The following is a 9687-nucleotide window of genomic DNA, read 5'->3' on the forward strand; positions in this document are numbered from 1 at the left end:
CGCCTGAGGCGGCCCGAAACCATCACTCAACGTGTGCGTCAGGCGAGGCCGGTGGCGTGGCGGAGCGCGGTGTCGGCCGGGGAGGTCTCGACGTCACCCCGGTCGCGGACCCAGACCGCGACCGCACGACGCTCCGGGTTGCGGCGGATCTCGGCGAGCACTGTCTCCCACGCCTCGAGGTTCGGGTGCGGCACGTCGGTGCAGGCGCGGGCCTGTGCGAAGGTCTCGATCGCGGCCTTCAGGTCGGCGCGATCGAGGTCGAGCGTGGCGGTGGACCCGTCGTGCCCCAGGACCGTGGCGAGCAGGACGGGAGCCAGCCCTTCGGCGCTCCGCCCGGTGTTGGTGTGGGGAAACCGCGCATCGTCGCCCGCGTCATCGACCGTGCCGACCGCGAAGGCCGCCGGCGCGCGCCACCCGGGGATCGCCTCGATCAGCGAGCGCTTGATGGCCGCCAACCCGGCGGCGGTGGCCCAGGGGTTCATACGAGCGCCATTTCCATGAGCGTGCCCGGGTCCTCGAAACCGACCTTCTGGTACAGCGCGCGGGCGCTCGGTTCGGCGCGAAGGCGCACCTGCCGCGCTCCGATCTGGCGTCCGTGCTCGATGGCGACGCGCAGCATCGCCTCGCCCAACCCGATCTTGCGGAATGCCGGCCCGACGTAGAGCACATCGACCCACAGGCGGTTGTCGGCGCGATCGCCCGGCCACGGGAACGGCATCTCGGTCGCGCGCACGAGGCCGGCGTGTTGGCCGGCGAACTCGGCGATCCACGCGGGTTGGAGGCGACGGTTGCGCAACCAGGCGTCCGCGCATCGGTCGAGGAAACCGCTCTCCGCCTTGGCCCCGACGTCGCGGGCGAACTGCAGGGTCAGGGCAGCGACGATGAAGGCATCGTCGGCCTGGGCCGGGCGGATCCGCGGTTCGCCCACGTTGACCATGACGGCTCCGGTCAGAGTTCGATGCCGAGACGGCGGGCCGAGCGTGTGCGTTGACGCTGGGCACGCAGGCGGCGCAGACGCTTGACGAGCATCGGGTCCTCGGCGAGGGCGTTCGGGTTGTCGATGAGCGCGTTGAGCACTTGGTAGTAGCGCGTCGAACTCATGTCGAACAGGTCCTTGATGGCCTGCTCCTTGGAGCCGGCGTATTTCCACCACTGGCGCTCGAAGGCGAGGATCTCGCGGTCACGCTCGGTCAGGTCGGACGCGCCGGTGTCGACGTGCCGTCCAGCGGCAACACTCACAGCTATTCCTCCGGGTCAGATGGTCTGAATTCCATCCTACAGCCGAGTTACACGGTTGTGATTCTTCGCCATCGGCGTGCCGGAGCGCGGTTCGGCACGGTTGGTGAGGACCCACACCCGGGACGTCGACTCAGACGGTCAGGAGGACCGCGCCGAGCTCGGCGGGGGTGTCGACGAGGTGGGTGGGGTTGGCGGCCATGAGGTCGTCGCGGGTGCCGGCGCCCCAGGTCACGGCGATGCTGGCCATGCCGGCGGCGTGCGCAGCCTGAACGTCGAAGACCGCGTCGCCGACGTAGACCGCCTGCTCGGCGGGGGCGCCGAGCAGGTCGAGGGCGTGCAGCAGCGGTTCGGGGTACGGCTTGTGGAGCTCGGTGACATCGGCCGGTGCCAGGAGGGGCAGGGCGTGGGTCAGGCCGAGCGCCTCGAGGCCGGTCTCGGTGGGTTCGCGCATGCGGGAGGTGACGATGCCGGTGCGGGCGCCCGCGGTGGTCAGGCCGTGGATGACGTCGCCCATGCCCGGGAACGGTTTGACCCATTCGCCAATGTGACCCCAGTTGTAGGGGGTGTAGACGGCGGCGAGTTCATCGACCTTGTCGGGGGCGATCGAGGCGAAGAGCGGGCCGAAGGGGCGGCCGATGTAGGACTTGATGAGGTCCTCGTCGAGGCGGTACCCGAGCACGGCCTCGGTCGCGTGGTGGTGCGAGGCGAGGATGAGGTCGACCGTGTCGGCCACCGTGCCATCGAAGTCGAACAGGACGATGGGCCAGCGCGCTTCAGTCACCTCAGCACTGTAGCCCGGCACCGACCTTGCTCACCTTGCCACACCTCGGCAGAGGTCGCAGCCCTGGCCACGGTGTCGCAACGTGAGCGAAGTGGGCAGGGGGCGAAGGAAACCCACACCCCTACCACTCGCAGTTCACCTTCTGTTAACCTTTTGTTAACCCACTAATCAGGAGGTGCGTCATGTGGAAGACCCAGATCCAGCCCAGTGCACACACGGTGGAGGACGCCCTCGAACACGTGCGCGCCGACCTCACCGAGAAGTACGCCGACACGGCGACGCCCGAGCAGGTCGCGCAGATCGTCCGCACCGCCACGCAGGAGCTCGCGACGAACGACCGACACCTCGAGTTCCTGGCCTGCCTCGTGGAGCACCGGGCCCGTACCGTGCTCCACGACTTGGCCTGACCGCGCTCCGCCCCCCGCCCCGCACCGCGCTCACCCCCGCCGAGTGATGGTTTCGGGTCGCCTCAGCGCGGTTCGAGCGGCCCGTAACCATCACTCGGAGGGGATTTTTGTAGATTCGACGCCATGAGTCCGCGCCCGCTCGACGAGCTCGTCCACCCAACCTGGGTCGACGCCCTCACCCCGGTCGAGCCGGTCATCACGCGGATGGGCGAATTCCTGCGCGCCGAACTCGCCGCCGGCCGCGGGTACCTCCCGGCCGGCGACCGCGTGCTGCGCGCGTTCGCCACTCCGCTCCCCGACGTGCGTGTGCTCATCGTCGGCCAGGACCCCTACCCCACCCCCGGCCACGCCGTCGGCCTGTCGTTCTCAGTCGCGCCCGACGTGCGCCCGCTGCCGCGCAGCCTGATCAACATTTACCGCGAACTCGTCGACGACCTGGGCGTGCCGCCGCCCTCGAACGGCGATCTCGGCCCGTGGGCGCAGCGCGGCGTCATGCTCCTCAACCGGTGCCTGACGGTCCGGCCCGGCGAACCGAATTCCCACCAGGGCCGCGGCTGGGAGGACGTCACCCAGGCCGCGATCGAGGCGCTGGCCCGCCGCGGCGGTCCGCTCGTGGCGATCCTGTGGGGCCGCAACGCGCGCAATCTAGCCCCACTGCTCGCGCCCCTGCCGGCCATCGAAAGCGCCCACCCCTCACCGCTGTCGGCCAGCCGCGGGTTCTTCGGGTCCCGCCCGTTCAGCCGAGCCAACGACCTTCTCGCCCGCCAGGGCGCCGCACCGATCGACTGGAGCCTGCCATGAACCGCCACGCCGACACCCCCGTCTGGAGCCGCTACGTCGCCATAGGCGATTCATTCACCGAGGGCATGTGCGACGACCGGCCCGGCGCCCCGGACGAGTACCTCGGCTGGGCCGACCGCCTCGCCGAGCACCTCGACCGCCACGCCCGCGAGCACGGGGCCGAGTTCGCGTACGCCAACCACGCGGTGCGCGGCCGACTGCTCGCCGACGTCCTCGACCGCCAACTCGACCTGGCGCTGGCGCAGCAGCCCGATCTCGTCTCGATGGTCGGGGGCGGCAACGACCTGCTGCGCCCGAGGGTCGACGTCGACGCGATCGGAGCGCGGATCGAGCAGGCGGTCATCACCATCCGGGCCACGGGCGCGGACGTGCTGCTCGCCACCCCCACCGACACCGCCAACGCCGGGTTGCTCACCGGACTGCGCGGGCGGCACGCGGTGCACACGGCCAACCTGCTCTCGATCGCGCGTCGCCACGGGGCGTACGTCATCAATCAGTGGAGCTTCGCGTTCCTGCGCGACTGGCGCATGTGGGCGCAGGACCGCATCCACATGACCCCCGAGGGGCACCGCCGCATCGCGTTGGCCGCGGCGCAGGAGCTCGGTGTGCGCACGGGCGACACCGACTGGGCGACCCCACTCGAACGCGGCCCGAAGGCGCCGCTGACGCAGACGCTGCGCGAGGACGCGGTGTGGCTCAAGGAGTTCGCCGGCCCCTGGGTGCAGCGGCGCGTGACCGGGCGAAGCAGCGGCGACGGTCGGGTCGGCAAACGGCCGGAGCTGCGTCCGCTCCCCTGACCCCACGACGCTCCGCCGCGCGTGGGTGTCGGGTCAGGGCAACCGGCCGTCCCTGAAGTTCGTCATCAACGTCCGACTCGCGGAGTCGAGTTCGACCACGCTCGCGCCGCCGCGCATGACCGGCGTGCCCTTGACGACGCCGTGGCCGACCATCGCCGGCTCCAACCGGTAGGCCCACGCCCCGATGCGCAACATCTGCGCGGCCGTCAGGTCGGACTCGGCATGCCGCGAGACGACCGTCATCAACTGCGGCAGCGTGCCCACCCCCTGCTGGCGCGCCTCGAGCATCCCGGCCGCGAGGATGAGCCCCTGGTTGGCCGAGCGGTCGAAGTCGCCACCGGGCAGGGTCTTGCGCTCCCGGGCCAGCGCGAGTGCCTCACGGCCGTTGAGCCGCTGGTAGCCCTTGCGCACGTTGGCGTGCGAGGCGTCACCCTTGACAACGACATCCGAGGTGTACGGCAACTGGCCCAGGTCGTCGACGATCTTCTCGAAGCCCTCGAAGCCGGTGACGACGTAACCCTCGATCTGGATCCCCGATAGGGCACTGACCGTGCTCGTCTGCAGCTGCGGGCCACCGAACGACAGCGCCGCATTGATGCGGGTCGTGCCGTGTCCGGCGACCGGCACGTACAGGTCGCGGGCGAAGCCGAGGATTCCGCCACCACCCTTGCCGTCGACCCCGAGAAGTTGCAGCGCGTCGCCGCGGGTGCGGGTCGGGTCCTGCCCCGGGCGGGCGTCGGAGCCGATGAGCAACACGTGCGTGCGGCCACCGAGATCCGCCCCACGCTTGAGCGACGGCCACCACCCACCGACGATCCGCCAATCGGTCGAGGGCGACGGCGGCGCGACGGCCAGCGTGGCGTCCTTGCCGGCAACGAACACGGCGACCCGCTGCCCCTTCCACGTGCCCGTCGTGACAGTGCCGCGCACGGGGGCGGTCGCCGCGGCGTACTGGCGCTTGAGCACCGGGGTCAGGCCCGTCGGCGCTCCCTTGGCCACGAGCGAGGCCGGGGTGGCCGGAGCCGAGCTCGAGCTGGTCGTCGTGGACGTCGACGACGTCGGGGCGGCCGGCTCGGAGCCGCCGCTGCACCCGGCCAGGGCCAGGACGCCGGCGAGCGCCACCACCGAAGAACGGGCGACGGAGCGGCGTGGCGATAGGCGATCGGACCTGCGGTTCACCTCTCCACCGTAGGCCCCCTAGGATCGCTGGCATGCCTGCGACTCGGATCATGCCCACGGAAGAGGGGCAGGAACTCATCGACCTGACCCGCGAGATCTGCGACAAGGAGCTGCGCCCGAAGGCCGGCGACGTGGAGGCGGCGGCCGCGGCCGCCGGTGACGCGTTCCCGACCGAGGCGTTCCGCACGCTCGGTCAGGCGGGGCTGCTCTCGCTGCCGTACCCGGAGGAGTTCGGTGGCGGCGGGCAGCCGTACGAGGTCTACCTCCAGGTCGTCGAGGAGATCGCGTCGGCGTGGATGTCCGTGGCCGTCGGCACGTCGGTGCACTCGCTGACCGCGTACCCAGTGGCCGAGTACGGCACCGACGCCCAGCGCGCGGCGCTGATGCCGGGCATGCTGTCGGGTGAGCAGCTCGGGGCGTACTGCCTCTCCGAGCAGCAGGCCGGCTCCGACATCGCCTCGATGACCACCCGCGCCGCCAAGGACGGCAACGACTGGGTCATCAACGGTCGCAAGGCGTGGATCAGCCACGCCGGTCACGCGGATTACTACACCTGCTTCGTGCGCACCAGCAACGACGGCGGCCGCGGCCTGTCGTGCCTGCACGTGCCCGCCGGTACCGAGGGCCTGAGTTTTGCCCAGCCGGAGCGGAAGATGGGCCTGCACGGTGACACCGTCGGCGAGGTCATCTTCGAGAACGTGCGCGTGCCGGGCGAGAACCTGCTCGGTAGCGAGGGCCAGGGCATCAACATCGCCCTGGCCGCACTCGACTCCGGTCGCCTCGGGATCGCTGCGGCCTCCACCGGTCTGGCGCAGGCGGCGCTCGACCTCGCCGCCGCGTACGCCACGCAGCGCCACCAGTTCGGTCGGCCGATCGGCGACAACCAGGGTCTGGCGTTCATGGTCGCGGACATGGAGGCGGCCGTGACGTCGGCCCGCGCGACGTACCTGCACGCCGCGCGGCTCAAGGACGCTGGCCGCCCGTTCTCGAAGCAGGCTGCTGTCGCCAAGCTCGTCGCCTCGGATGCGGCGATGAAGGTGACGACGGATGCCGTTCAGGTGCTCGGCGGCGCCGGGTACACCCAGGACTTCCCGGCCGAGCGGTACTTCCGTGACGCCAAGATCACGCAGATCTTCGAGGGCACGAACCAGATCCAGCGCTTGGTCATCTCGCGGCACGTCCTCGGCGACGCCCGCACCTGACCTCACGCGGTTCGAGGTATTAAGGGACGTTGCAACGTCCCTTAATACCTCGAACCGCGGGGTCGGTGGTCGGGTGTGAACTCAGCGGAGCCAGCCGTTGCCGACGATCTTCGCCCACCATTTGCCCAGGCCGAACGTGTCGCCCGACAGGGTGTAGGCGCAGATCAGCAGGAGCGCTGCCTCGATCCAGTGCGAGTCCGTGATGGGGTTGACCGCCACGAAGGTGTCAGGCTGCCCCAGCGGGAACTCGGCCAGGTACATGAAGAACAGCAACAGCGTGCCGGTCCACGCCGCGAGCTTCACGCCTGCACCGAGCATCATCGCGACGCCGATACCGAGCAGGCCGGCCATGAACAGCCAGTCGGCGAACGGCGTGGCGATCGCGTGGAAGAAGCCGTCGAAGGGGCCGGTCGTGTTGTTCAGGAATCCCTGTGCCGGCGTGCCGCCGTTGATCCACGCGCGTTCGGACGGGGTGGCAAACCCGAAGCCGAAGAGCTTGTCGAGGAACGGCCACAGGAACGTCCACCCAATGAGGATTCGACCACCGGCAAGCAACCCGCGCAGGGTCGCCGAGTGGACGATCTCCTCCTGGTACACCTCGTCGCCGCCGATGATGTGGCGATGGGATGAATGCGCCGCGTGTGCGATGGTGCTCATCTGGTCCTCCTGAGAAGTCCGTGCACCCGAGGGGTTCTCGGTTGACGGTCCCCGGAGGGGTGTGCTGTCCGGGGACACTTCAATTCTGCGAGCATCTGGACGACCCGCGGGCGAATAGCCACAACTGTGATGCAAAACACACCATCTGACATTGACACCAAGGCGCGACCATGGTGCGGGGTGTGATCCAGGACACCCCGCACCGTCACCGCGCTCCGGCAATCACGCCCGCGGCAGCACCGTCAGCACCCGCTGGATGTGCTCGCGGAACTCCTTCATGAAGTTCGCCAGGAACTCCGTCGTCGTTGTGTCGGACACCTCGCCGTCCTCGGCGATGAGGCCCGGCGTCATGGTGATGTACGCCTCCGGCGAAGTCATCTGCCGGGCGTTGCAGAAGCTCAGTACCGCCCGCAGGCTCTGCTGCGCCACCGCCGTGCCGATCCCACCCGGCGAGGCGCCGATGACGGCCGCAGCCAGGTGGTCGAAGGAGTTCTGCCCCCACGGCCTCGAGGCCCAGTCGATCGCGTTCTTCAACGCGCCCGGGATCGACCGGTTGTACTCCGGGGTAATGAACAGCACCGCATCGCACGACGCAATGGCCTCCTTGAACGCCCGCGCCTCCGGCGGGTAGTCCGCATCGAAGTCGGGGCTGTAGAGGGCGAGGTTGCCGATGGGGATCTCGGTGAACTCCAGGTCCGGTGGAGCCAACTTGATCAGGGCCTTGCTCAGTTGACGGTTGATCGACGTCGACGACAGGCTGCCAACGAAGTAGCCGACCTTGTACGTGCTCATGCATGCCTCCGGGGGATCAGGGATCGTCACCCACGTCGGTGTGGATCACGACCATCGAGGAGCGAAGTACGGCGATCCCACGCTACTGCGCCACCCGACCCCGGCAGCACGGATCGCCGTCACCGACCGGGCGCGACTCGCTCCAGCACCTTCTCGGCAAAGCCGCCCGCACCGCGCTCCCGTCGTGTCACATTCGTGGCCAGGGCAACGCATGTGACACGACGGAACCGCGAGCGGGCGGCTCGAAGGTGTGACTGATCAGGCGTTCTTGATCGCGGAGATCTCGAACTCGAGGGTGATCTTGTCGGAGACGAGGACGCCGCCGGTCTCGAGCGCGGCGTTCCACGTCAGGCCGAAGTCCTTGCGGTCGACGACGGTGGAGCCCTCGAAGCCGATGCGCGTGTTGCCGAACGGGTCGAGCGCGGAGCCGTTGTAGTCGAAGTCGATGGTGACCGGCTTGGTGACGTCCTTGATGGTCAGGTCGCCGGTGACGCACAGCACGTCGGCGCCGGCCGCGACGATGTTCGTCGAGACGAAGGTGATCGTCGGGTACGTCTCGACGTCGAAGAAGTCGCCGGACTTGAGGTGACCGTCACGGTCGGCGGACTTGGTGTCGACCGAGTCGACCTGGATGGTGACGTCGATCTTCGCACCGGCGAGGTTGGCGCCCGTGGTGGCGGTGCCGACGACGTCGCCGAACGTGCCGCGCACCTTGGTGACCATCGCGTGGCGGGCGACGAAGCCGATCGAGGAGTGCGAGCCGTCGATGACGTACGTGCCGTCAAGGTCGTTCAGCGGGCTGGCGACGCGCTGCGCCGTGGCGACGGGCGCGGTGGTGGTGGCGGTGGTTGCTTCGGCGGTGTTCTTGCGGAAGAGGTTGAAAGCCATGACGGGGACCTATCGTGAGGAGTCGTTGTTGACGGTTAAACTATCCACCCGAATGGTTGTCTTGTCAAGTATTCAACTTTCGTGCTCGTCAGGCGCCTCTCGACTCAGAAGATCGAGTACCCGCCGTCGATGACGACCTTGCTGCCGGTCTGGAACGACGAGGCGTCGCTGGCCAGGTAGACCGCGATGCCACCGAACTCCGCGGCCTTGCCCCAGCGCTTGCCCAGCGGTACCCGCGAGATGACGTGCTCGGTGAACTTGTCGTTGGTCTGGCTGACCTCGGTCAACGGAGTCTCGACCCAGCCGGGGAGCACGGAATTGACCCGGATGCCGTAGCGGGCCAGCTCGACCGCGGCGGCGTTCGACATCGCGACGACCGCGCCCTTCGACGCTCCGTAGCTCGCGTTGCGGCCGGCGCCCTCGATGGCGGCCATGCTCGCGATGGTGATGATCGATCCTCCGGGCTGACCGGCCTTGGCGCGCTCGACCATGTGCCGCCCGGCCTCACGGATCGTGAAGTAGACCCCGTCGACGTTGGTGGCCTGGACGCGGCGGTGGTCCTCGTCGGTGGCGTCGATCATCGCCGCGCCGCGACCGGAGACGCCCGCGTTGGCGACGACCGTGTCGAGCCCGCCCATGAGGTCGACGGTCTCGTCCATCGCGGTGCGCACCGCGGCCGAGTCGGTGACGTCGACGGTCTGGGCGAAAACCTGCGCGCCGGTGGCCTTGAGGGTCTCCAGCGCCGCGTCGAGGCGGGACTGGGAGCGGCCCCAGATCGTCACGGTGGCGCCGGCGTTGGCGAGCGCCTCGGCCATGGCCAGGCCGATGCCGGAGCCACCGCCGGTGACGAGGGCCTTGTTCCCGGTCAGGTCGAACATGTTGGTCATCTGGTGCTCTGCTCTCTGCGTTGATCGGTCAGTTGGTCAGTCGGTGCTTCCAGCCGG

The 9687-nt window shown here is 69.2% G+C and carries 13 protein-coding genes; 4 read left to right on the forward strand and 9 right to left on the reverse strand.

The genetic code is table 11. The features are described 5' to 3' along the window. Positions 1-38: 38 nt before the first annotated feature. The 4 genes from KD1_RS01620 to KD1_RS01635 all read right to left on the reverse strand — a co-directional run bounded on the left by KD1_RS01620 (position 39) and on the right by KD1_RS01635 (position 2020). Entirely contained in the window at positions 39-482 is a 444-nt protein-coding gene (locus KD1_RS01620; RefSeq protein ID WP_068396594.1) for a hypothetical protein, read from the reverse strand. Next, positions 479-937 (reverse strand): GNAT family N-acetyltransferase, encoded by a 459-nt coding sequence (locus KD1_RS01625; RefSeq protein ID WP_068396597.1) that lies wholly within the window; start codon positions 935-937, stop codon positions 479-481. Before KD1_RS01625 ends, KD1_RS01620 begins: the two co-directional genes overlap by 4 nt. Before the next feature lie 11 nt (positions 938-948). After that, complete coding sequence (locus KD1_RS01630) at positions 949-1239, reverse strand: DUF3263 domain-containing protein (protein ID WP_217995769.1); 291 nt, start codon at positions 1237-1239, stop codon at positions 949-951. Positions 1240-1369: 130 nt separating this feature from the next. Further along, a complete protein-coding gene (locus KD1_RS01635) occupies positions 1370-2020 on the reverse strand; it encodes an HAD hydrolase-like protein (protein ID WP_169795312.1) in 651 nt (216 codons plus the stop codon). Positions 2021-2202: 182 nt separating this feature from the next. On the opposite strand from KD1_RS01635, the gene KD1_RS01640 reads away from it, so the two are divergent. The 3 genes from KD1_RS01640 to KD1_RS01650 all read left to right on the forward strand — a co-directional run bounded on the left by KD1_RS01640 (position 2203) and on the right by KD1_RS01650 (position 4025). Continuing rightward, a complete protein-coding gene (locus KD1_RS01640) occupies positions 2203-2427 on the forward strand; it encodes a three-helix bundle dimerization domain-containing protein (protein WP_068396606.1) in 225 nt (74 codons plus the stop codon). A gap of 123 nt (positions 2428-2550) precedes the next feature. Beyond that, positions 2551-3228: a uracil-DNA glycosylase gene (locus KD1_RS01645; RefSeq protein ID WP_068396609.1), complete on the forward strand. Its 678-nt coding sequence runs from the start codon at positions 2551-2553 to the stop codon at positions 3226-3228. Further along, positions 3225-4025, forward strand: coding sequence for an SGNH/GDSL hydrolase family protein (locus tag KD1_RS01650; protein ID WP_068396612.1), 801 nt, complete (start codon positions 3225-3227; stop codon positions 4023-4025). The genes KD1_RS01645 and KD1_RS01650 overlap by 4 nt, the downstream gene beginning before the upstream one ends. A 33-nt stretch (positions 4026-4058) precedes the next feature. On the opposite strand, the gene KD1_RS01655 is transcribed toward KD1_RS01650, so the two are convergent. Next, the gene (locus tag KD1_RS01655; RefSeq protein ID WP_083541902.1) at positions 4059-5204 is read right to left on the reverse strand and encodes an LCP family protein; all 1146 of its coding nucleotides are present in this window, start codon (positions 5202-5204) and stop codon (positions 4059-4061) included. 32 nt (positions 5205-5236) lie between these two features. On the opposite strand from KD1_RS01655, the gene KD1_RS01660 reads away from it, so the two are divergent. Continuing rightward, positions 5237-6406 (forward strand): acyl-CoA dehydrogenase family protein, encoded by a 1170-nt coding sequence (locus KD1_RS01660; protein ID WP_068396618.1) that lies wholly within the window; start codon positions 5237-5239, stop codon positions 6404-6406. 81 nt (positions 6407-6487) lie between these two features. Here KD1_RS01660 and KD1_RS01665 read toward each other — a convergent pair whose 3' ends face one another. The 4 genes from KD1_RS01665 to KD1_RS01680 all read right to left on the reverse strand — a co-directional run bounded on the left by KD1_RS01665 (position 6488) and on the right by KD1_RS01680 (position 9630). After that, complete coding sequence (locus tag KD1_RS01665; protein ID WP_245627232.1) at positions 6488-7063, reverse strand: DoxX family protein; 576 nt, start codon at positions 7061-7063, stop codon at positions 6488-6490. A 222-nt stretch (positions 7064-7285) separates the two neighbouring features. After that, a complete protein-coding gene (locus KD1_RS01670) occupies positions 7286-7855 on the reverse strand; it encodes an NADPH-dependent FMN reductase (protein WP_068396620.1) in 570 nt (189 codons plus the stop codon). Between the two features lie 258 nt (positions 7856-8113). Continuing rightward, positions 8114-8743, reverse strand: a complete 630-nt coding sequence (locus KD1_RS01675) for a YceI family protein (protein WP_083541903.1) — start codon at positions 8741-8743, stop codon at positions 8114-8116. Positions 8744-8847: 104 nt separating this feature from the next. After that, the gene (locus KD1_RS01680) at positions 8848-9630 is read right to left on the reverse strand and encodes an SDR family NAD(P)-dependent oxidoreductase (RefSeq protein WP_217995770.1); all 783 of its coding nucleotides are present in this window, start codon (positions 9628-9630) and stop codon (positions 8848-8850) included. Positions 9631-9687 lie beyond the last annotated feature (57 nt).

It is taken from the genome of Kribbia dieselivorans NBRC 106261 (assembly GCF_001552435.1).
GTDB lineage: Bacteria > Actinomycetota > Actinomycetes > Actinomycetales > Dermatophilaceae > Kribbia > Kribbia dieselivorans.

Excerpts from the sequence above, each read along its gene's own strand:
- KD1_RS01620 (WP_068396594.1), bottom strand. The coding sequence starts at position 482 with ATGAACCCCTGGGCCACCGCCGCCGGGTTGGCGGCCATCAAGCGCTCG.
- KD1_RS01625 (WP_068396597.1), bottom strand. The coding sequence starts at position 937 with ATGGTCAACGTGGGCGAACCGCGGATCCGCCCGGCCCAGGCCGACGAT.
- KD1_RS01640 (WP_068396606.1), top strand. The coding sequence starts at position 2,203 with ATGTGGAAGACCCAGATCCAGCCCAGTGCACACACGGTGGAGGACGCC.
- KD1_RS01645 (WP_068396609.1), top strand. The coding sequence starts at position 2,551 with ATGAGTCCGCGCCCGCTCGACGAGCTCGTCCACCCAACCTGGGTCGAC.
- KD1_RS01650 (WP_068396612.1), top strand. The coding sequence starts at position 3,225 with ATGAACCGCCACGCCGACACCCCCGTCTGGAGCCGCTACGTCGCCATA.
- KD1_RS01660 (WP_068396618.1), top strand. The coding sequence starts at position 5,237 with ATGCCTGCGACTCGGATCATGCCCACGGAAGAGGGGCAGGAACTCATC.
- KD1_RS01665 (WP_245627232.1), bottom strand. The coding sequence starts at position 7,063 with ATGAGCACCATCGCACACGCGGCGCATTCATCCCATCGCCACATCATC.
- KD1_RS01670 (WP_068396620.1), bottom strand. The coding sequence starts at position 7,855 with ATGAGCACGTACAAGGTCGGCTACTTCGTTGGCAGCCTGTCGTCGACG.
- KD1_RS01675 (WP_083541903.1), bottom strand. The coding sequence starts at position 8,743 with ATGGCTTTCAACCTCTTCCGCAAGAACACCGCCGAAGCAACCACCGCC.
- KD1_RS01680 (WP_217995770.1), bottom strand. The coding sequence starts at position 9,630 with ATGACCAACATGTTCGACCTGACCGGGAACAAGGCCCTCGTCACCGGC.